This window comes from Actinoplanes sp. NPDC051861 (assembly GCF_040681145.1).
Taxonomy (GTDB): domain Bacteria; phylum Actinomycetota; class Actinomycetes; order Mycobacteriales; family Micromonosporaceae; genus Actinoplanes.
Genome location: NZ_JBFAYE010000001.1, coordinates 682999 through 707449 on the forward strand (window position 1 = coordinate 682999; position 24451 = coordinate 707449).

The following is a 24451-nucleotide window of genomic DNA, read 5'->3' on the forward strand; positions in this document are numbered from 1 at the left end:
TGCTTCAACGGCGCCCGTCCCGGTCACCGGGGCGGGCGCCGTTCGCATGTAGCCGTGTGACCGCTGCTGGGAGAGTTCGATGAGCAACGACCGTTTGACCACGCTTCTCGCCGAGTACGCGGACCTCGAGAAGCGGATGGAGGACCCGTCGATCCACGCCGACCAGGCGCTCGTACGCCGGGTCGGGCGCCGGTTCGCCGAGCTCGCGCCGCTGAACGCGGCGCACCGCGAGCTGGAGGCGGCCCGTGCCGACCTCGCCGCGGCCAAGGAGCTGGCCGCCGAGGACCCGGCGTTCGCCTCCGAGGTCGAGGCGGTCGCGGCGGTGCTGCCCGCGCTGGAGGAGAAGCTCGGCGAGATGCTCATCCCGCGCGACCCGAGCGACGCCAAGGACGTGATCATCGAGATCAAGGCGGGTGAGGGCGGCCAGGAGTCCGCGCTCTTCGCCGGCGATCTGCTGCGGATGTACACCCGGTACGCCGAACGCCGTGGCTGGGCCGTCGAGGTGATCGACTCGCAGGAGTCGGACCTGGGCGGCGTCAAGGACATCTCGGTCGCGGTGAAGACGAAGGGCGTGCCCGAGGGCGGACACGGCGTCTGGTCCCGGATGAAATGGGAGGGCGGCGTGCACCGCGTGCAGCGGGTGCCCGTCACCGAGTCGCAGGGCCGGATCCACACCTCTGCGGCGGGCGTCCTCGTGCTGCCCGAGGCCGAGGACGTCGACGTCCAGATCGAGCCCGGCGACCTGCGGATCGACGTGTACCGGTCGTCCGGCCCCGGTGGCCAGTCGGTCAACACCACCGACTCCGCCGTACGGATCACGCACATCCCCACCGGCACCGTGGTGAGCTGCCAGAACGAGAAGAGCCAGCTCCAGAACAAGGAGTCGGCGATGCGTATCCTGCGCTCCCGGCTGCTGGCTCAGGCCCAGGAGGCGGCGGACGCGGCGGCCTCCGACTCGCGCAAGGCCCAGGTGCGCACGGTGGACCGCTCCGAGCGGGTCCGCACCTACAACTTCCCGCAGAACCGGATCACCGACCACCGGATCGGCTACACCGCGTACAACCTGGACCTGGTGCTCGGCGGCGAGCTGGACGCGGTGCTGGACGCGCTGGCGGACGCCGACCGGAGCGCGCGGCTGGCCGGCGACACGGAGCTCAGCCGAAGGTAGTGACGACGAGGCGGCCGCCCCAGTCGCAGCCCATGTAGTGCCCGGCGGTGCCGCACTGGCCGGCCTCGATGCCGTCGGCCGCGCCGATCCGGGTCATCCGGCCGGTCCGCAGGTCGAGCCGGTCGACCGAGCTGATCGCCGCGCCCTCGCCGAAGATGCGGTTCGTCATGTACACCGCGTCCACGCCGTAGGGCGACGGCATCGGCTGGCCCGGCCCGCCGGAGCCGATCGGTGCCCCGGTGGCCGGGTCGGCCAGGATGTGATGCGGTGTGTCGGGGCCGGACGTCGAGGCGAGCAGCCGATCCGGGGCGACCAGCATGACGTTTCCGCGGCCGGGCAGATCCCAGACCCGCCGCCCGCTGGACGGGTCGACACCGTGCACCACCGAGGTCTCGGAGACGCAGAGCACCGGGCCGCAGTCCTGCGGGTACGAGTACGGCGCCGCGTCGATGCTCCAGACCTCCTCCATGGTGTCGACCCGGTAGGCGGCGAGCTTGCTCGCGTACGCCTCCTGGCGCACGACCATGAGCAGGCCGTTGGCGACGGTCAGATAGGTGAACACCCCGTCGTTCGGCCGGCTGCGGGTCCACGGGATGCGCTTCTCGGCCAGGACGGCACCGTCGGAGTAGCGCAGGACGGTGACCCGGCCGGTCGGGTCGGAGGCGACCACCCGGACCGGCTGCGCGCCGTCCAGCTGGATCGTGAGCTGCTCGGCGCCGGGCACCCGGCGCTGCCAGACCGTACCGCCGTCGCGGGCGCCGACCACCCGGATCGCGGACAGGTCGCCCTTCTTCGTCCGGTCGGCCAGCAGCACGGTGTCGGCGGCGGTGTTCTGCACCTCACCGGGCTGCCGCCAGAGCTCGTCACCGGTGTCGGCGTCGATGGCGGTCGTGGTGCCGTCGTAGACGACCGTGGCCTTCGCGCCGTCCTCGAGATCCACCTCGACGTACTTCTCGTCGCCGGAGAGCAGCAGCAGGCCGGCCTCCGTGCCCTGTGCGAGGTACGACGGGTACTGGCCGAACTTCCGCTTCCACAGGACGTCCCCGGTGGCCAGTTCGTATCGGGTGACAGTCGTCTCGAGGCCCTCGCGCTGGTGCACGTAGACGCCGTCCGAGCGGACCGTGGTCTGGTACTCGGTGCCGAGCCGCACCTCCCAGACGTGGCGCACGGTCGGGGGATCGGGCAGGCCGGACGCGCCGAGCAGCAGCACGCAGGAGAGGGCGACGGCCGATGCGGCCCACCGGCGCCAGGAACGCGGGCTGAACTCGGAACGGGCCGAGTGGTGCTCCGGCTCGGGGCCGGCGGCACCGATCTCGCCGAGCTCGATGACGGTCATCTTCGCACCGCCGTGACGAAGAAGCGGTCCGCGCCGGGGCAGACCAGGTAGCCGGGCACGGTCTGGCAGGTCTGCGGGTCCGGCACCAGCGGGATCGCGCCGAGCAGGTCGCCGGCGCCGGTCGCCATGTCGATCCGGGTGATCGCGGTCAGACCGGCGGGCAGCTGCGACGGGCGCAGGAGAAGGAGCGAGTCCTCGGTGACCTGGTCGAGGAGCGCCGTGCCGCCCAGGCCGGCCTTCAGCTGCCGCCCGGTGCGGCTCTCCACCAGCACGTGCATGCGCCCGTCGGACAGGTCCAGCATGAGCTTGTCGTCGGCGACCATCGACAGCCCGACCACCGAGGACGGCTCCCGCCACAGCTCCTTGCCGGTCATCGGGTCCACCGCGACGAACCGGCCGTCCTCGAAGCGGCAGAGCACGGCACCGCAGCCGGAGAGCGGGCCGTTGCCGGGTTCGCCCCTCATCACCTCGTCCAGCGTCGTCAGGTCGTGAACCGTCGTGTACGTGTCGTCGGCGCGGGAGTGGTACACCAGGAGACGCCCGCCGTCCACCGACATCGATATGTAGCGTCCCAGAGCAGGGTCCTCGACGCCGTCCATGATCCGGCGGCTGAACTCCCGTTTGCCGTCCGAGTATCGCAGGACGCTGACGTCGCCCGTGCTGGTGCGGACCAGCAGGCGTCCCGCCGGGTCCGTCACGATCTCCCGCATGCCCGGCACCAGCAGTGTCCAGTACGGCTTGCCGTCGGCGAGCCCGATACGGGACATCACCATCCGGTCCTCGGCCTGGTACTCGACGAGGAGGGCGCTGTCCTCCTTGATCATGTCGTACCGCAGCCCGCCGGACCGGCGCCAGATCTCGGCGCCGGTGGCCGCGTCGAGCGCGATCGTGGTGTGCGAGACCTCGGTGGCGTCGTCGGTGTCGTTGTCCGCCTGGACCAGTACCAGGCCGCCGGCCAGCACCGGCCGGATGCCCAGCATGTCGAGGTCCATCCGCCAGGCCCAGCGCACGTCGCCGTCGTCCAGGTCGTACGCCACCAGCTGCGAGTCGTTCTGCACGTAGAGCGCGTCGCCGGTCACGGCGAGGATGTTCTCCGGCTGGTAGGCGCCGCTCCACAACCGCCGCACGCCGGGCTCGCCGGCCGGTGCCGAGGCGCCGCACACCAGCAGCGCCAGCGTGACGGCGGCGACGGCGAGTTGTCTGAGGTGCAGGCGTGGCAGCGGCCGGCCGGTGATCGGAGCCGGCGGGGCGTCGGTGAGGTCGCCGAGCTCGATCGTCGCCATTTACGTCGGCTTCCGGTTCGCCGCGGCGGCGGCGAGCGCGGCGCTGAGCCCGCGCCCGTTCGTGCCCACCTCGGACCAGCCGGCGGCCAGCCCGATCGGGCTGCCGGGCACCAGGGTCTGCCAGTTCTCCGAGGTCGCGGCCGCACCGATGCGGCGGGACACCTCGGCCGCCTGGTTCGGCCCGGCACCGGGCAGGATCAGCACGAACTCGTCGCCGGCGAACCGGGCCACGAAGTCGCCGCGGCGCATCACCCGGTGCAGCACGCCGGCGATGCGCTGGAGCACCAGGTCGCCGGTGTGCCGGCCGTGCCGGGCGTTGACCGAGGTGAAGCCGACGACGTCGCAGACGCCCACCGCCGCGCGCTCGCCGCGGGCCAGCAGCGTGTCGACGTATCGCTCCAACTGGCGGCGGTTGGGCAGGCCGGTGAGCGGGTCGACGAGGGTCTCGTCGCCGTACCGCCCGGGGTCGCGGTGGGTCTCCTGCGCGTCCAGCCGCGCCGCGACACCGTCCAGATAGCCGTCGCGCAGCTGGTCGATGCGCAGGGCGGCGAGACGGAACGCGTAGCGGTCGGCGGCGTGCGCCGCGGCGTGGTCGCCGGCGCTGGCGTGGCAGATGCTGCGCAGCCGGGCCGGCTCCGGAGCGCCGAGTACCTCGGCCGAGACCGGGACGGCCTCCAACATGGTCAGTGCCCGCTCCGGTTTGCCGGCCGCGATGGTGAGGCAGACCGAGCCGAGATGGCGCAGGTCGCGGGTGCGTACGCTGTCGCCGCCGCCGGTCAGCCACTGTGCCGCGTCGGCACCGGTCGGCTCGCCCAGCGCGGCGCGGCGGGCGAGGGCGTACCCGTACACCGTGCGGCTGCCGGGCCGCAGCTGATCGGTGGCCAGGTAGCGGGAGAGCTCCGCGTCGATGTCGCGTAGCACCCGCAGGCAGCCGTCGGTGTCGCCCTGGTGGTCCAGAGCCACCGCGTTGCGCAGCCGGATGCCGGGCGCGGCGAAGATCTCCGCGGCCATGCCGGCGCTCGCGCCGACCTCCCTGGCCTGCTCGATCGCGGTCAGCGCCTGGCCGTGAAAGCCCAGATAGGAATAGGCCATGGCGAGGTCGTGCCAGCCCCAGGCGGTCTCCGCGTCCCGGTCCGGCACCGCGGCCAGCGCGCGTGACGCCTGCACGAGGTGGGTGACGCCACGGTCCAGATTGCTCTGCAGATGCGCGCCGAGCGCCGCGAACGCGTGCAACTGGCCGCGCAGATAGGGGTCCGGGACCTCGCGGACGGCCTGGGTGGCGGCGGCCATCGCACCGGCCAGCTCGGCGACCCGGCCCAGGTTGATCAGTGCCCCGAAGCGCTGGATCAACGCATACGCCCTGGTGGTGGGGTCGGTGGCGTCGGACAGGACCGCGTCGAGGATCGGTAGTGCCTGAGCGGACCGCCCGTTCTGTTGCAGGTCACCGGCCCGGCGCAGGTCCTCGACGTGTTCCGCGAGCTGGTCCAACCAACCCACCAGGCGCCTCCCACGGCCTTCTGCGGCGCGCCGCCGGGTGACCCGGCCGACCCTCAGCGTGCGCGACGTCTCATGATTATGCCGTGATGCCGGACCAGGAACACCCCCGCGAAACCGTGGATCGGACCCGCCTCGCGGCGGAACTCGCGGCGGCGGTCGCGGAGCTGGGCGCGGCCGGGGTGGCATCGCCCCGGGTCGATGCGGAACTTCTGGCAGCACACGCGCTGGGTGTGGCCCGTGGGCGGCTGCTTCTGATCGACACGATGCGCACCGCCGAGGCGGAGCGTTTCCGTTCGCTGGTGGCGGAACGGGCGCGCCGCGTCCCGTTGCAACATCTGCTCGGCAGCGCCGCGTTCCGGCATGTGGAACTGGCGGTCGGCGACGGGGTCTTCGTGCCGCGGCCGGAAACCGAGCTGCTGGCCGGGTGGGGGATCGAGCGGACCGGGCCGGGCGCGCTCGTGGTCGACCTGTGCAGCGGCAGCGGTGCGATCGCGGTCTCCGTGGCCGACGAGACCGGGGCCGGGCGGGTGATCGCGGTGGAGCGGTCGGCGGCGGCGCTTCCCTGGTTGCGGCGCAACGCCTCGGCGTACCCGGTGGTCGAGGTGGTGGCCGGCGACGTCACCGATCCCGGGCTGCTGTCCGAACTGCACGGTGCGGTCGACGTGCTGCTCTGCAACCCGCCGTACGTCCCGGACGGCACCGCCGTCCCGCCCGAGGTGTCCGAGCACGACCCGGCCGAGGCTGTCTTCGGCGGCGGCGACGGGCTCGTGGTGATCCGCCCGGTGATCGAGCTGGCCGCGGCCCTGCTCAAGCCCGGCGGCCACGTCGGCATCGAGCACGACGACGTGCACGGCGCAGCCGTGCCGGACCTGCTCCGTGCCGACGGCCGCTTCACCGAGGTGACCGCGCACGACGACCTCACCGGCCGCTCTCGCTACGCGACCGCCCGCCGCCGGTAGGACACCCGATAGTCACATGGCACACTGCATCTCGTGATGCTCTACGACTGTGCCACCGTCGCCGACCGTGACCGTGGCATCGCCGCGGCTGTCGAGGCGGCCAAGAGCGGCGAGCTCGTGGTGATGCCCACCGACACGGTGTACGGCGTCGGCGCCGACGCTTTCACCCCGCACGCCATCACACAGCTGCACCACGCCCGCGGCTCCGACCGCCGGGTGCCGCCGCCGGTGCTGGTCGGCTCCCGGCACACCCTGGACGGCCTGGTCTACTCGCTGCCCCGGGCGGCGCGTGAGCTGGCCGACGCGTTCTGGCCCGGCGCGCTGACCATCATCGTGGAGCACTCACCGAGCCTGCAGTGGGACCTCGGCGACACCGGCGGCAGCATCGCGGTCCGGATGCCGCTGCACCCGGTCGCGCTGGAGGTGCTGCGCGAGGTCGGCCCGATGGCCGTGACCACCGCCAACAAGCTCGGCTCACCGTCGCCGCTCACCGCCGAGGAAGCCCGCGACCAGCTGGAGTACGCGGTTCGCGTCTACCTCGAGGCCGGGCCCGCCGCCGACCCCGCGCCGAGCACGATCGTCGACGTGACCGGTGAGGTGCCCCGCGTGCTGCGGGCCGGCGCCGTCCCGCTCGAGAAGCTGCGTGACGTGGTCCCGGACATCGTCGATGGGCAGGCCTGACGTGGCGCCGTTCACCGTTCTGCACGTCTGCATGGGCAACATCTGCCGCTCGCCGATGGCCGAGCGGCTGCTCGCCCGCGCGGTCCGGGACCGTGCCGGTGACGAGGCCGGCGAGGAACTGGTCCGGAGCCTGAGCGCGGGCACCGGCGGCTGGCACGAGGGCGAGGAGATGAACCCGCCCGCCGCGCGCCAGGTGCGTTCCCGGCGCGGCGTCCCGGACGGCTTCCTGGCCCGCAAGCTGCGCGGCGACTTCATCGACGAGGCCGACCTGATCCTCACCGCCACCGCCGACCAGTTCGACTACGTGGTGGCCCTGCGCCCGGACGCCGCCGACCACACGTTCGTTCTCGGCGAGTTCGGCCGCCTGCTCGGAGCGGTGGACGCGGCCGCCCTGCCGCCGGCCGCGCCGAAGCAGGACGCCGTGCACGCCCGCGGCGCGGCCATCGTCGAGGCGGTCGCCGCTCTGCGCGGCAGCGACGCGCCGCTGGCCGCCGACGACCTGGACGACCCGTGGGGACGCGGCGACCAGACGTTCCAGCGGGTCGGCGACGAGATCGAGGACACCACCGTGCCGTTCGCCGCGCTGCTGCTCCCGTGACCGGCCAGGTCGTCCGCCCGGATGCCGAGGGGCTGCGCCGGGCGGTGGAGATCCTGCGGTCCCGCTCGGTGGTGGCCTTTCCCACCGAGACCGTCTACGGCCTGGGCGCCGACGCGTTCTCCGAGGCGGCGATCGGCGAGATCTACCGCCTGAAGAACCGCCCCAGCTGGAACCCGCTGATTGTGCACGTCGCCGACGTGGCGGCCGCGCGGGAACTGGCCGAGGAGTGGCCCGAGCGGGCCGGCGAACTGGCCGCCCGGTTCTGGCCGGGTCCGTTGACGCTGGTGGTGCGCCGAGCCCGCCATCTGCCCGGCATCGGTGCGGCCAACGACACGGTGGCGATCCGGGTGCCCGCCCACGAGGTCGCGCTGCGGCTGCTGGAGGCGTCCGGTCTGCCGCTCGCCGCACCCAGCGCCAACCGTTCGGAGAGCATCTCGCCGACCACCGCCGAGCACGTGGTCCGCAGCCTGCCGGACGTGCCGCTGGTCCTGGACGGCGGTCCCTGCTCGTGGGGGATCGAGTCGACGGTCCTCGACCTGACCACGCCGGTGCCCACGCTGCTGCGCCCCGGTGCGCTCGGCCTGCGTGCCCTGCGCGACGTCACCGGTGCGATCGCGCTGCCGGACTTCGAGACCACCGACGGCGCGGCCCGGCCTTCGCCGGGCATGAGCAAGCGTCACTACGCGCCGCGGGCCAGGGTCGTTCTGGCGAAGGACGTGGGCGACGTCGATCGGTCCGGCTTGCCGGGGGAGATCGGCATTTTGACGTACGAGGACGCCGGCACCGACGGCACCGAGGTGCTCTCGGCCGACCCACGCGAATACGCCGCCGACCTGTACGCCGCCCTGCACCGCCTCGACGACGCCGGTGTCGGCACGATCCTGGTCCAGGAGCCGCCCCAGACCGAGGACTGGCTAGCCGTCCGCGACCGCCTCTCCCGCGCCGCCGCCAACTGACCCGTGTGTGGAGTTGGGGTGCGCTGTGGTGCCGTACTCCACACACCGGGGTGGGGTGCTGGTTGCGTGTTGAGTTGGGGTGCGTAGCGGGGCGGAAGTCAACACATGGGCTTTTGGGCGGTGCGGGTGATGTTGCGGGCCATGCCGTTGAAGACGACGCCGTGGAAGGGCAGCACCGAGGCCCAGTAGAGGTGGCCGCCCAGCCCGTGCGGCAGGAACACCGCTCGCTGGCGGTACACGCTGCCGCCCGAGCCGTCGGGTTCGGCGCGCATCTCCAGCCAGGCGCGGCCGGGCACCTTCATCTCGGCGCGCAGGCGGAGCAGCTCGCCGGGGACGATCTCCTCGACCCGCCACCAGTCCAGGGCCTCGCCGATCCGCAGCCGGTGGCGGTCGCGGCGGCCGCGACGCAGGCCGACACCGCCGGCGAGCCGGTCCAGCCAGCCGCGCACCGACCAGGCCAGTGGGAACGAGTACCAGCCGTTCTCGCCGCCGATGCCCTCGATCACCCGCCACAGCTGGTCGGCCGGCGCCTGGACCGGCCGCGAGCGGTCGTCGATGTAGACGCTGCCGCCGGACCAGGCCGGGTCGCTGGGCAGCGGCTCGGCGGCGGCGTCCCGGCCGGAGGCGGAGGTCCAGCGGGTCTCCACGTCGGCGTCGCGGATGCGGCCGAGGGCGAGGCGCACGGCCTCGTCGAATCCGAGGGGTTCGGGGCCGGGGAGCAGGCCGGCCAGGTCGTTCTCGTGGGCGACGGCCTCGTGGATCAGGCTCGCGACCAGCGGGCGGGCGATGGCGTTGGGTACCGGCGTGACCAGGCCGACCCAGTGCGAGGACAGCCACGGGCTGAGCACGCGCACCGGCAGGACGATGCGCCGGGGCAGGCCGGCGACCAGGGCGTACCGGCGCATCATCTCGAGGTAGGTGAGCACGTCGGCGCCGCCGATGTCGAAGCCGCGGTTGACCGAGGGCGGCAGGTCGGCGGCTCCGATCAGGTAGCGCAGCACGTCGCGTACCGCGATCGGCTGGATCCGGTTGTGCACCCAGCGGGGCGTGACCATGACCGGGAGCCGCTCGGTCAGGTAGCGCAGCATCTCGAACGAGGCGGAACCGGAACCGATGATCACCGGGGCGCGCAGGACCGCCGCCGGCACGCCGCTCTCCAGCAGGATCCGCGCCACCTCGGCGCGCGAGCGCAGGTGCGGTGACGGGCTCTCGCCGTCGGCCGGTTCCGGGCCGCCGAGGTAGACGATCCGGCGTACCCCGGCGGCGTGCGCCGCGGCGGCGAAGTTCTCGGCGGCCAGCCGGTCGGCCGCCTCGAAGTCGGCGCGGCCCAGCGAGTGGACCAGGAAGTAGGCGACGTCGATCCCCTCGAAGGCGGCCGGGAGCGTCGCCGAGTCGGTGAGGTCGGCCTCGGTGATCTCCACGCGGTCGGCCCACGGCACGTCGCGCAGCCGCCCGGCGCTTCGGGCCAGGCAGCGCACCGAGTGGCCGGCGTCGAGCAGCCGCGGTGCCAGGCGGCCACCGATGTATCCGGTGGCCCCGGTGACAAGGATTCGCATAAGTAGAGACTGTGCCCGCGAACCGCGATTCCAAGCCATATGCTCAGGTCCGGCGGGTTCTCGATGTCGGGAGGCCAGGGGTGGGCACCTTCTGGGGGCCGGACTTCGGCGCGCTGGAGCGCGACGATCCGGAGATCGCGGCTGTGCTCGTCGACGAGGTCGCCCGGCAGCGGGACACCCTCCAGCTGATCGCGAGCGAGAGCTTCATGTCGCCGGGAGTGCTGGCGGCGCTCGGCTCGACTCTGGCGAACAAGTACGCGGAGGGCTATCCGGGTCACCGCTACTACGGCGGCTGCGCCCAGGTGGACCGGGCCGAGGAACTCGCCGTCGCGCGGGCCAAGGACCTGTTCAGCGCCGACCACGCGAACGTCCAGCCGCACTCCGGCGCCTCGGCGAACCTGGCGGCGTACGCGGCGCTGGCCGAACCGGGTGACCCGGTGCTGGCGATGGGCCTGCCGTACGGCGGGCACCTCACCCACGGCAGCAAGGCCAACTTCTCCGGCAAGTGGTTCCACCCGATCGCCTATCGCGTCACGCCGGACACCGAGGAGATCGACTACGACGAGGTACGCGATCTGGCACTGGCTCACCGGCCCAAGCTGATCATCTGCGGGGCGACCTCCTACCCGCGGCTGATCGACTTCGCCCGGTTCCGCGAGATCGCCGACGAGGCCGGCGCCTATCTCATGGTGGACGCGGCGCACTTCATCGGTCTGGTGGCCGGCCGGGCCGTCCCGTCGCCGGTGCCGTACGCGGACGTCGTGACCTGCACCACCCACAAGGCACTGCGCGGACCGCGGGGCGGCATGATTCTCTGCCGTGCGGACCTGGCGCAGCGCATCGACAAGGCTGTCTTCCCCTTCGCGCAGGGCGGCCCGATGATGCACGCCGTGGCGGCGAAGGCGGTCGCCCTCCGCGAGGCGGGCACCCCTGAGTTCCGGGGGTACGCTCAGCAGACGGTCCGCAACGCCCGGGCACTGGCCGCGGGGCTGGTCGCCGAGGGCATGCGCCCCGTCACCGGAGGCACCGACAACCACCTGGCCGTGCTCGACCTGAGCGATCTGGGTGTCCGGGGCCACGAGGCGGAGGCGCGCTGCGCCCAGGCCGGGATCGCGCTCAACAAGAACGCGATCCCGTTCGACCCCGAGAAGCCCGCCGTGGCCTCCGGGATCCGGGTCGGCACGCCGAGCGTCACCTCGCAGGGCATGCGGGAGGGCGAGATGCGGCAGATCGCGGGCCTGATCGGGGTGGCGGTGCGCAGCGATCCGGCGACGGCAGCCGGTGCGGACTGGCTCGCCGAGACGGGCGAAGAGGTGTCGGAGCTGGTGCGGCGTTTTCCGTTCTACACGGAGCAGGAGGTCATGGCGTGAGTCGTGGGGAAGTGGTGGCGGCCGAGCACGGCCCGGACCTGGACGAGGACGAGGGCCCGCTGCCGGATCTGCCTCCGCTGCCGGCCGACCCGCGCTGGCGGGTCGAGCACCTGCCGCTGATCTCCGCGGTCTGCTTCGCCCTGCTCACCTGTGCCGCGTCTGTGGGGTTCTTCACCGGCGGGACGGATGCCGCGCTCGGTTCCGCTGCGGGTGTGCTCATCGTGACCGTCAGCTACTCGATGTCCACCCTGGTCATCGCCTGGGCGGACACGGTCCGGCCGGCGTTGTTGATGCCCCTCGCGCTGATGACATATGCCGTTAAATACGCATTGCTGGGCGTAATCCTGGCCTATGGTGTTTCCACGGACTGGCCCGGACGAACCGCGCTGGGACTCGGCATCGTGGCCGGTGTGATGGTCTGGACCGGCGCGCAGGCCTGGTGGATCTATGGCCGCACTGTCAAAAAGTGATCTGAAGCACTCTGTTTGCCCTGCTCAAGGGGGATGAAGTCGGTCAAGGAGCCACGATCTGGTGACCTCTTCCCTCGCGCCGTGTTCCGTTTTGGCGTGACAGGAGTACCGTGTCCTTCCAGTTGCGAGACCCCTGACGCCTGGACAACCTCGGTTGTGCGGGGGGTCCCGCTTAGCTTCGTGTTTCCTGCTGATATCGTTCGGGCCGTCATGACCGGCCAGAAACCTCCCGACAAATCCCGCGGTGACGACGGTTCCAACCTGCCTCCCGATTCGGGTGTGGGCATGGTCGCGTTGTCGTACCTCATCGCGGGGATTTTGGTCTGGGGCGGAATCGGTTGGCTGGTCGACCACTTCGTCGGGACCAAGGGCATCTTCGCCGGAATCGGCTCCGTCCTCGGTGTCGGCGGCGGTGTGTACCTCATCGTGCGCCGGCTCGGCGCCTGACAGGAAAGGGCTACGGTGATCGGTCAGTCGACGGTCCTCGCGGCGGCATTCCCGCCCAGCGTCGAGGACTTCTACCTGCCCAGCATCCTGCCGTGGGGTGAGCACGACAACTACTGGTTCACCAAGATCACGCTGTTGGTCTGGCTGGCCGTCGCGCTCATCATCGTGTTCTTCCTGGCCTCGTACCGGAAGCCGCAGCTGGTGCCCACCAAGAAGCAGTGGATCGCGGAAAGCGTCTACGGCTTCGTGCGCAACAACATCGCCGTCGACATGATCGGCCCGGCCGGAGTTCGGTTCGCGCCGTACCTGACGACGCTTTTCTGCTTCATTCTGCTGAACAACTTCTGGGGCATCGTGCCCCTCGTACAGATCTCCCCGATGTCGCACATCGCCTTCCCGGCGGTCCTCGCGGTGATCAGTTACGTGTTGTTCATCTGGGTCGGCATCCGGCACCACGGTTTCGGCAAGTACTTCATGCACGCTTTGAAGCCGCCGGCGCCCTGGTTCATCCTGCCGCTGCTCGTCCCGATCGAGTTCTTCTCGACCTTCCTGGTCCGCCCCTTCTCGCTGGCGGTTCGTCTCTTCGCCAACATGTTCGCGGGCCACATGCTGCTGCTGGTGTTCACGCTCGGCGGTTTCGCGATGATCGGTGCCAACGCGGCCTTCGCGCCGTTCTCGGTGCTGTCCTGGGGCCTCACCATCGCGCTGACCCTGCTCGAGTTCCTGGTGATCTGCCTGCAGGCTTACGTCTTCACCGTGCTGACCGCGAGCTACGTCCAGGGCGCGCTCGCCGACGAGCACTGAGTAGTTGAGTACCCCGAACCTAGTAACACCCCGTTTGTCGTCCCGCGTGACAGCCACGCGAGATACCAGGAGGAACTGAGAATGATTGTCGCCGACGTTGTTGGTAGCACCGCCGCCATCGGCTACGGCCTCGCCGCCATCGGCCCGGGCATCGGTGTCGGTCTGGTCTTCTCGGCGTACATCCAGTCGACCGCGCGTCAGCCGGAGTCGTCTCGCCTGACCCTGCCGTACGTCTGGATCGGCTTCGCCGTCATCGAGGCGCTCGCCCTGCTGGGCATCGCCTTCGGCTTCATCTGGCAGGGCCAGCTCTGATCTTCAACCTCGACTAGGAGGTTCACATGATCACTCACTATCTGGCAGCCGCCGCGGAAGAGGGCGCCACCGAGCACAACCCGATCATTCCTGTCTGGCAGGAGATCGTGGTCGGCTCGATCGCCTTCGCGGTGCTCTGCTTCGTGCTGATCAAGTTCGTCTTCCCGCAGATGGAGAAGACGTTCCAGGCGCGGGTGGACGCGATCGAGGGTGGCATCAAGCGTGCCGAGGCCGCTCAGGCCGAAGCGAACGAGCTGCTCGAGCAGTACAAGGCGCAGCTCGCCGAGGCTCGTACCGAGGCCGCGCGCATCCGCGACGAGGCCCGGGCCGACGCCGAGGGCATCCGGCAGGACGTGCTGGCGAAGGCTCGCGAGGAGTCGGACCGCATCATCGCGGCCGGCAACGAGCAGCTCGTCGCTCAGCGCGCGTCGATCGTCCGGGAACTCCGCTCCGAGGTCGGCACGCTGGCGGTCGACCTGGCGAGCAAGATCGTCGGTGAGGCGCTGGCCGACGAGGCCCGCACCCGCGGCACGGTCGAGCGGTTCATCAACGACCTCGACTCGGCCGGGCGGCGCTGATGGCTTCGGGCGTGAGCCGCGCGGCCTACGGCGACGCGTCGGAGCAGCTCGCCTCGAGCACCGCGACGGCAACGGCCCCGCAGTTGGCCACGGTCGCCGACGAGATCCTGTCGGTGGCCGGGCTGCTGCGGGCCCAGCCCCGGCTGCGCCGGCAGCTGACCAACCCGTCCCGGACCGGCTCGGACCGCGCCGGCCTGATCAAGGAACTGCTGTCCGGCAAGGTCTCCGAGGCGACGGTGAACGTGCTGGCCGCCCTGGTGAACGGCCGGCTCTCCAGGCCGAGCGAGCTGCTCGACGCGACCGAACAGCTGGGTGTGGACGCCCTGCTGGCCTCGGCCGCCAAGGACGGCAAACTCGGCGACGTTGAGGACGAGCTGTTCCGGTTCAGCCAGATCGTTGCCGGCGACCAGCTCCTGGCCGTCACCCTCAGTGACCCCGGTGCTCCGCTGGAGCGCCGCGTTAAGCTGGTCCAGGATCTGCTCAAGGGCAAGGTTCATGTGACGACGGGCCGTTTCGTCGAGCTGGCGCTCGAGGGTTTCGGCGGACGTGGCTTCGAGGGCTCGCTGAACAGGCTGGTCGAGTTGACCGCCGCGAAACGGGACCGCGAGGTGGCGTACGTGACGGTGGCCAAGGCGCTCACCGACGCCGAGGAGCAGGCCCTGGCCGCGAAGCTGGCCGCGATCTACGGTCGTGAGGTCTCGCTGAAGGTGGGCGTCGACCCCGCGATCATCGGCGGTGTCAGCGTCCGCGTGGGCTCCGACCTCTACGACGGCACGATCCTGCGCCGGCTGAACGCAGCCAAGCAGGCGTTCGCTAAATAGTCCTTTCCCCTCGATTCCTTATCGAGAAGCCCCCTCGGCGGCGGTGACGTCCCGAGCTAGACAGAGAAGGCAGAGGATGGCCGAGCTGACCATCTCCTCGGACGAGATCCGGGGGGCGCTAGAGCGCTACGTCTCGTCCTACACGCCCGAGGTCTCCCGCGAGGAGGTCGGCATCGTCTCCGATGCGGGCGACGGCATCGCGCACGTCGAGGGCCTGCCCTCGACGATGGCGAACGAGCTTCTGGAATTCGCCGACGGCACCCTGGGTGTCGCGTCGAACCTCGACGTCCGCGAGATCGGCGCCGTGATCCTGGGCGACTACGCGAACATCGAGGAGGGCCAGCCGGTCAAGCGCACCGGCCGAGTCCTCTCGGTCCCGGTCGGCGATGCCTTCCTGGGCCGCGTGGTCGACGCGCTGGGCCAGCCGATCGACGGCCTCGGCGAGATCGCCAACGAGGGCTTCCGTGAGCTCGAGCTCCAGGCGCCGAACGTGATGGCGCGCCAGCCGGTGAAGCAGCCGCTGCAGACCGGCATCAAGGCGATCGACGCCATGACGCCGATCGGCCGGGGCCAGCGCCAGCTGATCATCGGCGACCGCAAGACCGGCAAGACCACGGTCGCGATCGACACGATCATCAACCAGAAGGCCAACTGGGACTCCGGCGACCCGGAGAAGCAGGTCCGCTGCATCTACGTGGCGATCGGCCAGAAGGCGTCGACCGTCGCCAGCATCCGGGGCACCCTGGAGGCGCAGGGCGCGCTGCAGTACACGACCATCGTGGCGGCGCCCGCGTCCGACCCGGCCGGCTTCAAGTACATCGCCCCGTACACCGGCTCCTCCATCGGGCAGCACTGGATGTACAACGGCAAGCACGTCCTGATCGTCTTCGACGACCTGACGAAGCAGGCCGAGGCCTACCGTGCCGTGTCGCTGCTGCTGCGCCGCCCGCCGGGCCGCGAGGCGTACCCGGGTGACGTCTTCTACCTGCACTCCCGCCTGCTGGAGCGCTGCGCCAAGCTCTCCGACGAGCTGGGTGGCGGCTCGATGACCGGTCTGCCGATCATCGAGACCAAGGCCAACGACATCTCCGCCTTCATCCCGACCAACGTGATCTCGATCACCGACGGTCAGATCTTCCTCGAGACCGACCTGTTCGCGTCGGGTGTTCGCCCGGCCATCAACGTCGGCACCTCGGTCTCCCGGGTCGGCGGTTCGGCGCAGGTCAAGGCTATGCGCTCGGTCTCCGGCCGGCTCCGCCTCGACCTGGCCCAGTTCCGTGAGCTGGAGGCCTTCTCGGCCTTCGCCTCCGACCTGGACAAGGCGTCGCGGGCGCAGCTGGAGAAGGGCGTCCGTCTGGTCGAGCTGCTCAAGCAGCCGCAGTACTCGCCGTACTCGGTGGTCGACCAGGTCATCGTGATCTGGGCCGGCACCACCGGCCAGCTGGACGACGTGCCGGTCAGCGAGGTGCGCCGCTTCGAGGGCGAGTTCCTCGAGTGGGTCAAGCGCAACCGCAGCGACGTCTACACCTCGATCGAGTCGACGAACCTGCTGAGCGACGACAACGTCGAAAGCCTGAAGTCGGGCGTCGTCGAGTTCAAGAAGGTCTTCCAGGGCGGCGCGACCGAGACCAGCGAAAGCGGTAGCTAGTCATGGCCGGTCAGGTACAGGCGCTGCGGCGGCGCATCCGCACCGTCAAGTCGACCAAGAAGATCGCCAAGGCGCAGGAGCTGGTCGCCACCAGCCGGATTGCCAAGGCGCAGGAGCGGGTGAACGCGTCCCGGCCCTACTCGGAGGCGATCGCCAAGGTCCTGAGCGCGCTGGCGAGCAACGCTTCGGTCGACAACCCGCTGCTGGTCGCGCGTGAGCGCGTCCAGCGGGCGGGTGTCCTGCTGATCACCAGTGACCGGGGCCTGGCCGGCGCCTACAACGCCAACGCCATCCGCGTCGCCGAGCAGCTGATCGCTCGGCTGCGCTCGGAGGGCAAGGACGTGGCGCTGTACATCGTCGGCCGCAAGGGTGTCGGCTACTACCGGTTCCGTGGCCGGCCGGTCGCCGCCAGCTGGACCGGTTTCTCCGAGCGCCCGTCGTTCGCTGACGCCAAGCGCATCGGTGACGCGTTGATCGAGGCATTCGCGGCGGGTTCGGAGACGGACGGCGAGTTCGGCCCGGAGAACATCGTGGGTGTGGACGAGCTGCACATCGTGAGCACCGAGTTCAAGTCCCTGATGACGCAGAGCGCCAACGCCAAGCCGCTCGCGCCCGTGCAGGTCGACGTGCGGGAGGACGAGAACAAGTCCGAGCTGCGCGCGGCGTACGAGTTCGAGCCGGACGCCGACGAGTTGCTCGATGCGCTGCTCCCGAAGTACCTCAACACCCGCATCTACGCGGCGTTGCTGGACTCGGCGGCCAGCGAGTCGGCCTCGCGCCGGCGGGCGATGAAGAGCGCGTCGGACAACGCCGACGATCTGCTCAAGCGGTACACGCGCGAGATGAACTCCGCGCGGCAGGCTGCGATCACCCAGGAAATCAGTGAGATCGTCGGCGGCGCCAACGCGCTTGCCGCGGCGGGAAGTGATGTGTGATGACTGCTGTAGCTGAGCCCACCAAGGCGGAGACCGCTGTCGGCCGCGTCGTCCGGGTCATCGGCCCGGTCGTCGACGTCGAGTTTCCCCGTGACGCCATGCCCGCGATCTTCAACGCGCTGCACGTTGAGGTCACCCTCTCCGGCGGCAGCAAGAAGCTGACCATGGAGGTCGCCCAGCACCTGGGCGACAACCTGCTCCGAGCGATCTCGATGCAGCCGACCGACGGCCTGGTCCGCGGTGCCGAGGTTGCCGACACCGGCGCGCCGATCTCGGTGCCGGTCGGTGACGTGACCAAGGGCCACGTGTTCAACGCCCTCGGCGAGGTGCTCAACGTCGACCCGTCGACGCTGGACATCCAGGAGCGCTGGGCCATCCACCGTAAGCCCCCGGCGTTCGCGGACCTCGAGCCGAAGACCGAGATGCTGGAGACCGGCATCAAGGTGCTCGACCTGCTCGCGCCGTACGTGCGTGGTGGCAAGATCGGCCTGTTCGGTGGCGCGGGCGTGGGCAAGACCGTGCTCATCCAGGAGATGATCATCCGGGTCGCCCGTAACTTCGGTGGCACCTCGGTGTTCGCCGGCGTCGGCGAGCGCACCCGTGAGGGCAACGACCTCATCCTGGAGATGGACGAGGGTGGCGTTCTCGACAAGACCGCCCTGGTCTTCGGCCAGATGGACGAGCCGCCGGGCACCCGTCTGCGGGTCGCCCTGACCGCTCTGACCATGGCGGAGTACTTCCGGGACGTTCAGAACCAGGAGGTGCTGCTCTTCATCGACAACATCTTCCGGTTCACCCAGGCCGGTTCCGAGGTCTCCACCCTGCTCGGCCGTATGCCGTCCGCCGTGGGTTACCAGCCCACCCTCGCGGACGAGATGGGCGAGCTGCAGGAGCGGATCACGTCGGTCCGGGGCAAGGCGATCACCTCGCTGCAGGCGATCTACGTGCCCGCCGACGACTACACCGACCCGGCGCCGGCCACCACCTTCGCCCACCTGGACGCGACCACCAACCTCGAGCGGTCGATCTCGGACAAGGGCATCTACCCGGCCGTGGACCCGCTGGCCTCCAGCTCGCGGATCCTGGCGCCGGAGTTCGTCGGTGCCGAGCACTACACGGTCGCCCGTGAGGTCCAGCGGATCCTGCAGAAGTACAAGGACCTGCAGGACATCATCGCCATCCTCGGTATGGACGAGCTCTCCGAGGAGGACAAGGTCACGGTGCAGCGGGCGCGCCGCATCGAGCGGTTCCTGTCGCAGAACACCTACGCGGCGGAGCAGTTCACCGGTGTTCCCGGCTCGACGGTCCCGCTGAAGGAGACCATCGAGGCGTTCAAGAAGATCGCCGAGGGTGAGTACGACAACTACCCGGAGCAGGCCTTCTTCATGTGCGGTGGTCTCGAGGACCTGGAGAAGAACGCACACGAGCTGATGAAGGGCTGAGCCAGCCCCGGCATCGTGACAGGGAGTCGTATCGGCGCACAGCCGGTACGGCTCCCTTTTCGCTACGTAATGGGTTGAACCGAGCTGCCGGTTGCCTACGTGACCTTGGGTATGCTTGCGCCTCGTTGGCAGGGTCCGGCGACTTCTCATTGGGGATCGGGTGGCTAAATCTTTCAAGCGCCGCGCGCCGTGGTGGGCTCGGCTCAGCGCCGGTTTCGGTGCTGTTCTGATGCTGACCAGCGGCGGCGTGCTGGTGACCGGCCAGACGCTGATCGCGAAGTACACCGGTGCGGTGGACGCGGGCAGCACCATCCTCGGTGACCCGGCGAACGGCGCCACCAAGGCGGCCGCGGACATCAAGGGCCCGGTCAACATCCTGCTCGCCGGCATCGACCCGCGCGACACCAAGACCGCCCCGCTCTCCGACTCGATCATCGTGGCCCACGTGCCGGCCTCCATGGACCAGGTCTACCTGTTCTCCATCCCGCGGGACCTGTACGTGCAGATCCCGGCTTTCCCGAAGACCGGATTCAACGGCGCCAGCCGAAAGATCAACTCGGCGATGTCGTTCGGCAGCTCGGTCGGCAACGGCAAGCACGACGTCAAGCAGGGCTTCACGCTGCTCGCCAAGACGGTGAGCAACCTGACCGGCATCAAGGAGTTCGACGCCGGGGCGATCATCAACTTCGGCGGCTTCAAGAAGATCGTCGAGGCGATGGGCGGCGTCACCATGACGATCGACCAGAACGTCAAGTCCGAGCACCTGCAGCCGAACGGCAAGGCCCGCCCGAAGCGGCCGGAGTGCGCCGACAACGGCTGCGACCACCCGTACATCGGGCCGCAGAAGACGTACAAGAAGGGCACCTACCACCTCAAGGCGTGGGAGGCCCTCGACTACGTCCGCCAGCGCTACGGCCTGCCCAACGGCGACTACGACCGTCAGCGGCACCAGCAGCAGTTCGTCAAGGCGATGGCCAAGCAGGCGATGAGCAAGGACGTGGTGACCGACCCGAAGACGTTGCTGAAGGTGCTGGACGCGGCGGGTGACTCGCTGACCTTCTTCGGCGAGGGTCACAGCGTGCTGGACTGGGGTCTGGCTCTGCGCGGCGTCAACACCGACGACATGACGCTGATCAAGCTGCCCGGTGGGGCTCTCGTCGAGAACGGCAAGTACCTGGGCGAGCAGCTGGGGCCGGACGTGGACGAGTTCTTCCAGGCCGTCCGAGAGGATCGGATCGGGCCGTTCCTTCTCGACCACCCGGAGTACGTGAGCAAGAACAGCTGAATTAGACTTCACCCGTTCGGTTCAGCAGCGTAAAGGGAGACAGCGTGGCCAACCAGCTGCACGTCGAAGTCGTCGCCGTCGAGGAGAAGGTCTGGTCCGGCGAGGCGGAGATGCTCGTGGCGCGGACGACCGAGGGTGAGATCGGTGTCCTCCCCGGCCACTCGCCGCTGCTCGGCCTGCTCAAGGAGCCCTCTCAGGTCAGGGTCAAGCTCGCCGGTGGTGAGCAGCTGACCTACGACGTGGCCGGCGGCTTCCTCTCGATCGACGCGAACGGTGTGACGGTTCTCGCCGAGAGCGCCACGCCCGCCACGCCCGAGTCTCACTGACACCGGCGATGCGGGTTCTGGAGATCGCCGGAATCTGCGTCGTCGCGCTGCTCGCGCTTCTCTTCGCGGTCTTCTTCCGCCGCCGGCTCCTGATGCTCGGCGGCGGCACCATCAAGGTCCAGGTCCGGATCAGCACGATGGTTCCCGGTCGCGGCTGGTCGCCGGGGCTCGGCCAGTTCATCGGCGACGAGCTCCGCTTCCACCGGATGTTCAGCCTGGCGATCCGCCCCAAGCGGGTGCTCGACCGGCGGACCCTCACCCTGCGGGAGCGCCGCCTCCCGGCCGGCCCGGAGCGGCTCACCATGCCCGGCCACTGGGTGATCCTGCGCTGCGAGACCGCCGGGGTGCAGCTCGAGATCGCCATGGCGGAGACCACGGTCACCGGGTTCCTGTCCTGGCTGGAGGCCGGCCCGCCGCGCGATCCCGGCACCCTTCAGAGCCGCCCCGCGTTCGGCTCCCGCCCGATCGAGCCGTAAATGCGGATCCGCGTCGTCGACGCCTTCACCGACCGGCCCTTCTCCGGCGCTCCCGCCGGTGTGGTGCTGCTGGAGGCCTTTCCGGACGACACCTGGATGCAGCGGGTGGCCGCCGAGGTGAACCACGCCGAGACGGCCTTCCTGCACCCCGCCGAGGACGGCTGGGCGCTCCGCTGGTTCACCCCGGCCGTCGAGGTCGCCCTCTGCGGGCACGCCACGCTGGCGAGCGCTCACGTGCTGCGGGAGACCGGCGTCGAGGGCCCGATCCGCTTCAGCACCCGCAGCGGCGTGCTGACCGCGTCCCCCGGCCCGGACGGCACGATCACCCTGGACTTCCCGACGGCGCAGCTGAGCCGCCTCGAGGCGGCTCCGGCGCTGGCCAATGCCCTTCAAGCCAAGATCGAAACCGTCCACCACACCGGCCCGAACACCGACGACCTGCTCGTCGAGGTGGCCGACGAGAAGACGGTCCGGTCGCTCGTCCCGGACCTGCGCGCGCTCGTCCCGCTCTCCCGCCGCGGCGTCATCGTCACCGCCGCCGCGGACCCGGGCGCCGGCTATGACTTCGTCTCCCGGTTCTTCGGCCCCGCGGTCGGCGTCGACGAGGACCCGGTCACCGGCAGCGCGCACACCGCGCTCACGCCGTTCTGGGCGGAGCGCCTGGGCCGCGACGTTCTCACCGGTTACCAGGCGTCACCGCGCGGCGGGCTGGTCCGGGTGGCCCTGCACGGCGAGCGCACCCACCTGAGCGGCCACGCCGTCACGGTCATCGACGGCGAGCTACACGCTTAGCTCCACCTCGTAACCCCAGGCGTCCTCGAGGTAGGCGGCGTAGCCGTCCGGGCCGCCCGCGTGCGGGTGACGGTCGGCGAACAGCGGCGACCAGCCGTGTGCGGGCGCCGTGGCCCACAGCCGGTCCACCTCGGAACGGGTCACCGTGAAGGCCAGGTGGTTCAGGCCGGGCGCGAGGCGGTCGTGTGCCGGGCCGGAGAGCGCGGGGGACTGCTCCAGGACCAGGTAGACGCCGTCGCCGTGCCGGAAGGACCGGCCGCCCGGCCAGTCCTGAAAGGGTGCCCAGCCCAGCTCACCGAGCAGCCAGCCCCACGGGCCGAGCGCGCCGGTCAGGTCGGGCACCCACAGTTCGACATGGTGCAGGCCGCCGGTCACTTCTGGGTGCGGCCCGGGACCCATTTCACGTCACCGTCCGGGTTGGCCACGCGCGACAGGATGAACAGCAGGTCGGAGAGGCGGTTGAGGTACTTCGCGGGCATCACACCCGTACGCGATGGCTCTTGGTCGTAAAGAGCCCACGCCGAACGCTCCGCGCGTCGCGCCACCGTGCGCGCCACATGCAGCAGGGCCGCGCCCGGGGTTCCGCCCGGAAGGATGAAACTGTCCAGCGGGGCGAGCCGTTCGTTGTACTCGTCGCACCAGCCCTCGAGCCGGGTCACGTACTCCTCGGTGACACGCAGCGGCGGGTATTCCGGCGGCTCCTCGGAGAGCGGGTTGCCCAGGTCGGCGCCGACGTCGAAGAGGTCGTTCTGGATGGCGGCGAGCACCACGCGTACGTCCTCGGGAAGAGCGCCCAGCGCGAGCGCGGCACCCAGCGCGGCGTTGCACTCGTCGGCGTCCGCGTAGGCGGCGATGCGTGGTGCCGTCTTCGGCGCCACCTCGTTGTTGACCAGACGGGTCTGCCCGGCGTCGCCGGTACGGGTGTAGATACGGGTGAGATGCACAGCCATGCGCCCCACCCTACGGAGCGGGAGTGGGTCCGGGCCCATACCATGGCCCGCGTGGATGTGATCAGGGTGAAGGGCGGGGCGCGCCTCGCCGGCGACGTCGAGGTCGGCGGAGCGAAGAACTCGGCGCTCAAGCTGATGGCGGTCGCGCTGCTGGCCGAGGGACGCAGCGTGGTGTCGAACGTCCCGCGGATCACCGACATAGCCATCATGGCCGAGGTGCTGCGCCGGCTCGGCTGCGACGTGAGCCTCGACGGCGGTGAGGCGGTCATCGACGTGCCGCTGGAGCCGGGCGCCGAGGCCGACTACGACCTGGTGCGGCGGCTGCGCGCGTCGATCTGCGTGCTCGGCCCGCTGCTGGCCCGCCGTGGGTTCGTCCGGGTGGCGCTGCCGGGCGGCGACATGATCGGCTCCCGCGGACTGGACATGCACGTCTCCGGGCTGGCCCGGATGGGTGCGGAGATCACCAACGAGCACGGCTTCGTGATCGCCTCGGCACCGGCCGGGCTGCGCGGTTCGAAGATCTGGCTGGACTTCCCGAGCGTCGGCGCCACCGAGAACCTGCTGATGGCGGCGGTGCTGGCCAAGGGCGTCACGGAGATCGACAACGCGGCACGCGAGCCGGAGATCGTCGACATCTGCGAGATGCTCAACTCGATGGGCGCCCGGATCGACGGCGCCGGGACCTCGACGCTGACCGTCGAGGGTGTGGACGGGCCGCTCAAGCCGGTCCGGCACACCACGGTCGGTGACCGGATCGTCGGTGGCACGTGGGCGTACGCCGCGGTGATGACCCGTGGTGACGTGACCGTGCGCGGCGTCCGGCCGGAGTTCCTGGACATCGCCCTGGACAAGCTGGTCACCGCGGGTGCGACGGTCGAGCCGGGCGACAACGAGTTCCGGGTACGCATGACCGAACGCCCCCGGCACGTCGACATCGTCACGCTGCCGTACCCCGGTTTCGCCACCGACCTGCTGCCGATGGCGATCGGCCTGGCCGCCGTCGCCGAGGGCTCCTCGCTGATCACCGAGAACATCTTCGACGGACGGTTCATGTTCGTGAACGAGATGGTGCGGCTGGGCGCTGACATCCGTACCGACGGGCACCACGCCGTGGTGAACGGCCGGGAGCGGCTCTCCGGCGCCCCGGTGCGCGCCACCGACATCCGGGCCGGCGCCGGCCTGGTCATCGCCGGTCTCTGCGCGGACGGCGTGACCGAGGTCGGTGAGGTTCACCACATCGACCGCGGCTACCCGGACTTCGTCGCGGACCTGTCCCGGCTGGGCGTCGAGGTGGAACGGACCGACGTGCCGGAGCCGACCTTCGACTTCTAGCTGGAGACCAGCCTGCGGGCCTCTTCCACCTCTTCGCAGAAGACCAGGACGCTGACCCGGCCGTCGCGCCGGACAGCGGTGGTGGCTCTGATGCCCGCGTCGCCGAGGAGCCGCCGGATCTCGTCGGCCACCTCGGCGTCGTCGGTGACGGCGGCCGGCCAGAGCAGGCCGTAGTCCTCGTTCTCTTTGAAGATCGTCAGGCGATCGGTGTCCCCGCCGCCCGGGCCGGTGGGTTGCAGTCCCATGCGCCAGAACACCGCGCCGAGAAAACCGACCAGTCCGACGGCGATCAACGGTCCGATGAGATACCAGCCGTCGCTCGTGGCCATGGGCACAGTGTGGCACCGCGCAGGGCTGATTTCCCCGGATTTGCCCCGATCGGGAACCGTGCTGAACTTCCGTTAAGCAACCCCGTTAGACTTTCTCCGC

General features: G+C 70.4%; 27 protein-coding genes. 20 read left to right on the top strand and 7 right to left on the bottom strand.

What is annotated here, in order from left to right:
• Nucleotides 1–79: 79 nt before the first annotated feature.
• Nucleotides 80–1168 carry a peptide chain release factor 1 gene (gene prfA / locus AB0M02_RS03465; RefSeq protein ID WP_364220743.1) on the top strand — a complete coding sequence of 363 codons (1089 nt, stop codon included), beginning with the start codon at nucleotides 80–82 and terminating at the stop codon, nucleotides 1166–1168.
• Here prfA and AB0M02_RS03470 read toward each other — a convergent pair.
• From AB0M02_RS03470 to AB0M02_RS03480, 3 genes are read right to left on the bottom strand one after another with little or no spacing between them, the layout of a single operon-like run.
• Nucleotides 1155–2504: a PQQ-binding-like beta-propeller repeat protein gene (locus tag AB0M02_RS03470; protein ID WP_364220746.1), complete on the bottom strand. Its 1350-nt coding sequence runs from the start codon at nucleotides 2502–2504 to the stop codon at nucleotides 1155–1157. The two genes, prfA and AB0M02_RS03470, sit on opposite strands and share 14 nt — an antisense overlap.
• On the bottom strand, nucleotides 2501–3787 hold the full coding sequence (locus AB0M02_RS03475) for a PQQ-binding-like beta-propeller repeat protein (protein WP_364220749.1): 1287 nt from the start codon (nucleotides 3785–3787) through the stop codon (nucleotides 2501–2503). Before AB0M02_RS03475 ends, AB0M02_RS03470 begins: the two co-directional genes overlap by 4 nt.
• Nucleotides 3788–5284 (bottom strand): GGDEF domain-containing protein, encoded by a 1497-nt coding sequence (locus AB0M02_RS03480; RefSeq protein WP_364220752.1) that lies wholly within the window; start codon nucleotides 5282–5284, stop codon nucleotides 3788–3790. It abuts the gene before it with no gap.
• Between the two features lie 83 nt (nucleotides 5285–5367).
• Here AB0M02_RS03480 and prmC point away from each other — a divergent pair, with 83 nt between their 5' ends.
• From prmC to AB0M02_RS03500, 4 genes are read left to right on the top strand one after another with little or no spacing between them, the layout of a single operon-like run.
• Nucleotides 5368–6243, top strand: coding sequence for a peptide chain release factor N(5)-glutamine methyltransferase (prmC, locus tag AB0M02_RS03485; RefSeq protein WP_364220755.1), 876 nt, complete (start codon nucleotides 5368–5370; stop codon nucleotides 6241–6243).
• A gap of 36 nt (nucleotides 6244–6279) precedes the next feature.
• Nucleotides 6280–6924, top strand: coding sequence for an L-threonylcarbamoyladenylate synthase (locus tag AB0M02_RS03490; protein WP_364222520.1), 645 nt, complete (start codon nucleotides 6280–6282; stop codon nucleotides 6922–6924).
• A 1-nt stretch (nucleotide 6925) separates the two neighbouring features.
• Nucleotides 6926–7522, top strand: a complete 597-nt coding sequence (locus AB0M02_RS03495) for a phosphotyrosine protein phosphatase (RefSeq protein ID WP_364222523.1) — start codon at nucleotides 6926–6928, stop codon at nucleotides 7520–7522.
• On the top strand, nucleotides 7519–8478 hold the full coding sequence (locus tag AB0M02_RS03500; protein ID WP_364220758.1) for an L-threonylcarbamoyladenylate synthase: 960 nt from the start codon (nucleotides 7519–7521) through the stop codon (nucleotides 8476–8478). The genes AB0M02_RS03495 and AB0M02_RS03500 overlap by 4 nt, the downstream gene beginning before the upstream one ends.
• A gap of 98 nt (nucleotides 8479–8576) precedes the next feature.
• Here the strand turns inward: AB0M02_RS03500 and AB0M02_RS03505 are convergent, their stop codons facing one another.
• Entirely contained in the window at nucleotides 8577–10034 is a 1458-nt protein-coding gene (locus tag AB0M02_RS03505) for an SDR family oxidoreductase (RefSeq protein WP_364220760.1), read from the bottom strand.
• Between the two features lie 80 nt (nucleotides 10035–10114).
• Here AB0M02_RS03505 and glyA point away from each other — a divergent pair, with 80 nt between their 5' ends.
• The 14 genes from glyA (at nucleotide 10115) to AB0M02_RS03575 (ending at nucleotide 21740) form a co-directional block, all read left to right on the top strand.
• Nucleotides 10115–11404 (top strand): serine hydroxymethyltransferase, encoded by a 1290-nt coding sequence (gene glyA / locus AB0M02_RS03510; protein WP_364220763.1) that lies wholly within the window; start codon nucleotides 10115–10117, stop codon nucleotides 11402–11404.
• A complete protein-coding gene (locus tag AB0M02_RS03515; RefSeq protein ID WP_364220766.1) occupies nucleotides 11401–11874 on the top strand; it encodes a hypothetical protein in 474 nt (157 codons plus the stop codon). Before glyA ends, AB0M02_RS03515 begins: the two co-directional genes overlap by 4 nt.
• A 210-nt stretch (nucleotides 11875–12084) precedes the next feature.
• Nucleotides 12085–12321: a hypothetical protein gene (locus tag AB0M02_RS03520; RefSeq protein ID WP_364220769.1), complete on the top strand. Its 237-nt coding sequence runs from the start codon at nucleotides 12085–12087 to the stop codon at nucleotides 12319–12321.
• Between the two features lie 15 nt (nucleotides 12322–12336).
• A complete protein-coding gene (gene atpB / locus AB0M02_RS03525; RefSeq protein ID WP_364220772.1) occupies nucleotides 12337–13125 on the top strand; it encodes a F0F1 ATP synthase subunit A in 789 nt (262 codons plus the stop codon).
• Nucleotides 13126–13206: 81 nt separating this feature from the next.
• Nucleotides 13207–13437 carry an ATP synthase F0 subunit C gene (locus AB0M02_RS03530; protein WP_364220774.1) on the top strand — a complete coding sequence of 77 codons (231 nt, stop codon included), beginning with the start codon at nucleotides 13207–13209 and terminating at the stop codon, nucleotides 13435–13437.
• A gap of 26 nt (nucleotides 13438–13463) precedes the next feature.
• Nucleotides 13464–14015: a F0F1 ATP synthase subunit B gene (locus AB0M02_RS03535; protein ID WP_364220777.1), complete on the top strand. Its 552-nt coding sequence runs from the start codon at nucleotides 13464–13466 to the stop codon at nucleotides 14013–14015.
• Nucleotides 14015–14836, top strand: a complete 822-nt coding sequence (locus AB0M02_RS03540; protein ID WP_364220780.1) for a F0F1 ATP synthase subunit delta — start codon at nucleotides 14015–14017, stop codon at nucleotides 14834–14836. The genes AB0M02_RS03535 and AB0M02_RS03540 overlap by 1 nt, the downstream gene beginning before the upstream one ends.
• A gap of 76 nt (nucleotides 14837–14912) precedes the next feature.
• Nucleotides 14913–16484: a F0F1 ATP synthase subunit alpha gene (atpA, locus tag AB0M02_RS03545; RefSeq protein ID WP_364220783.1), complete on the top strand. Its 1572-nt coding sequence runs from the start codon at nucleotides 14913–14915 to the stop codon at nucleotides 16482–16484.
• A gap of 2 nt (nucleotides 16485–16486) precedes the next feature.
• Nucleotides 16487–17419, top strand: coding sequence for a F0F1 ATP synthase subunit gamma (locus AB0M02_RS03550; protein WP_364220786.1), 933 nt, complete (start codon nucleotides 16487–16489; stop codon nucleotides 17417–17419).
• Complete coding sequence (atpD, locus tag AB0M02_RS03555) at nucleotides 17416–18861, top strand: F0F1 ATP synthase subunit beta (protein WP_364220789.1); 1446 nt, start codon at nucleotides 17416–17418, stop codon at nucleotides 18859–18861. The genes AB0M02_RS03550 and atpD overlap by 4 nt, the downstream gene beginning before the upstream one ends.
• A gap of 229 nt (nucleotides 18862–19090) precedes the next feature.
• Nucleotides 19091–20146 (top strand): LCP family protein, encoded by a 1056-nt coding sequence (locus AB0M02_RS03560; RefSeq protein ID WP_364222526.1) that lies wholly within the window; start codon nucleotides 19091–19093, stop codon nucleotides 20144–20146.
• Between the two features lie 44 nt (nucleotides 20147–20190).
• Nucleotides 20191–20472 (top strand): F0F1 ATP synthase subunit epsilon, encoded by a 282-nt coding sequence (locus AB0M02_RS03565; RefSeq protein ID WP_196413689.1) that lies wholly within the window; start codon nucleotides 20191–20193, stop codon nucleotides 20470–20472.
• A gap of 8 nt (nucleotides 20473–20480) precedes the next feature.
• Nucleotides 20481–20948 (top strand): DUF2550 domain-containing protein, encoded by a 468-nt coding sequence (locus AB0M02_RS03570; protein WP_364220792.1) that lies wholly within the window; start codon nucleotides 20481–20483, stop codon nucleotides 20946–20948.
• Entirely contained in the window at nucleotides 20949–21740 is a 792-nt protein-coding gene (locus AB0M02_RS03575; RefSeq protein WP_364220795.1) for a PhzF family phenazine biosynthesis protein, read from the top strand. It begins immediately after the preceding gene.
• On the opposite strand, the gene AB0M02_RS03580 is transcribed toward AB0M02_RS03575, so the two are convergent.
• On the bottom strand, nucleotides 21729–22139 hold the full coding sequence (locus tag AB0M02_RS03580) for a VOC family protein (RefSeq protein ID WP_364220798.1): 411 nt from the start codon (nucleotides 22137–22139) through the stop codon (nucleotides 21729–21731). The genes AB0M02_RS03575 and AB0M02_RS03580 overlap by 12 nt on opposite strands.
• The gene (locus AB0M02_RS03585; protein WP_364220801.1) at nucleotides 22112–22690 is read right to left on the bottom strand and encodes a cob(I)yrinic acid a,c-diamide adenosyltransferase; all 579 of its coding nucleotides are present in this window, start codon (nucleotides 22688–22690) and stop codon (nucleotides 22112–22114) included. The genes AB0M02_RS03580 and AB0M02_RS03585 overlap by 28 nt, the downstream gene beginning before the upstream one ends.
• A gap of 42 nt (nucleotides 22691–22732) precedes the next feature.
• Here AB0M02_RS03585 and murA point away from each other — a divergent pair, with 42 nt between their 5' ends.
• A complete protein-coding gene (gene murA / locus AB0M02_RS03590) occupies nucleotides 22733–24022 on the top strand; it encodes a UDP-N-acetylglucosamine 1-carboxyvinyltransferase (protein WP_364220804.1) in 1290 nt (429 codons plus the stop codon).
• On the opposite strand, the gene AB0M02_RS03595 is transcribed toward murA, so the two are convergent.
• Nucleotides 24019–24351, bottom strand: a complete 333-nt coding sequence (locus AB0M02_RS03595; protein WP_364220807.1) for a hypothetical protein — start codon at nucleotides 24349–24351, stop codon at nucleotides 24019–24021. The genes murA and AB0M02_RS03595 overlap by 4 nt on opposite strands.
• Between the last annotated feature and the right edge of the window lie 100 nt (nucleotides 24352–24451).

Coding starts and splice junctions, on each gene's coding strand:
- AB0M02_RS03570 (WP_364220792.1), top strand. CDS start 20,481: ATGCGGGTTCTGGAGATCGCCGGAATCTGCGTCGTCGCGCTGCTCGCG.
- AB0M02_RS03475 (WP_364220749.1), bottom strand. CDS start 3,787: ATGGCGACGATCGAGCTCGGCGACCTCACCGACGCCCCGCCGGCTCCG.
- AB0M02_RS03575 (WP_364220795.1), top strand. CDS start 20,949: ATGCGGATCCGCGTCGTCGACGCCTTCACCGACCGGCCCTTCTCCGGC.
- prfA (WP_364220743.1), top strand. CDS start 80: ATGAGCAACGACCGTTTGACCACGCTTCTCGCCGAGTACGCGGACCTC.
- AB0M02_RS03585 (WP_364220801.1), bottom strand. CDS start 22,690: ATGGCTGTGCATCTCACCCGTATCTACACCCGTACCGGCGACGCCGGG.
- AB0M02_RS03550 (WP_364220786.1), top strand. CDS start 16,487: ATGGCCGGTCAGGTACAGGCGCTGCGGCGGCGCATCCGCACCGTCAAG.
- AB0M02_RS03470 (WP_364220746.1), bottom strand. CDS start 2,504: ATGACCGTCATCGAGCTCGGCGAGATCGGTGCCGCCGGCCCCGAGCCG.
- murA (WP_364220804.1), top strand. CDS start 22,733: ATGGCCCGCGTGGATGTGATCAGGGTGAAGGGCGGGGCGCGCCTCGCC.
- AB0M02_RS03520 (WP_364220769.1), top strand. CDS start 12,085: ATGACCGGCCAGAAACCTCCCGACAAATCCCGCGGTGACGACGGTTCC.
- AB0M02_RS03540 (WP_364220780.1), top strand. CDS start 14,015: ATGGCTTCGGGCGTGAGCCGCGCGGCCTACGGCGACGCGTCGGAGCAG.
- AB0M02_RS03595 (WP_364220807.1), bottom strand. CDS start 24,351: ATGGCCACGAGCGACGGCTGGTATCTCATCGGACCGTTGATCGCCGTC.
- AB0M02_RS03535 (WP_364220777.1), top strand. CDS start 13,464: ATGATCACTCACTATCTGGCAGCCGCCGCGGAAGAGGGCGCCACCGAG.
- AB0M02_RS03560 (WP_364222526.1), top strand. CDS start 19,091: ATGCTGACCAGCGGCGGCGTGCTGGTGACCGGCCAGACGCTGATCGCG.
- AB0M02_RS03530 (WP_364220774.1), top strand. CDS start 13,207: ATGATTGTCGCCGACGTTGTTGGTAGCACCGCCGCCATCGGCTACGGC.
- AB0M02_RS03580 (WP_364220798.1), bottom strand. CDS start 22,139: ATGGGTCCCGGGCCGCACCCAGAAGTGACCGGCGGCCTGCACCATGTC.
- AB0M02_RS03505 (WP_364220760.1), bottom strand. CDS start 10,034: ATGCGAATCCTTGTCACCGGGGCCACCGGATACATCGGTGGCCGCCTG.
- atpA (WP_364220783.1), top strand. CDS start 14,913: ATGGCCGAGCTGACCATCTCCTCGGACGAGATCCGGGGGGCGCTAGAG.
- AB0M02_RS03490 (WP_364222520.1), top strand. CDS start 6,280: ATGCTCTACGACTGTGCCACCGTCGCCGACCGTGACCGTGGCATCGCC.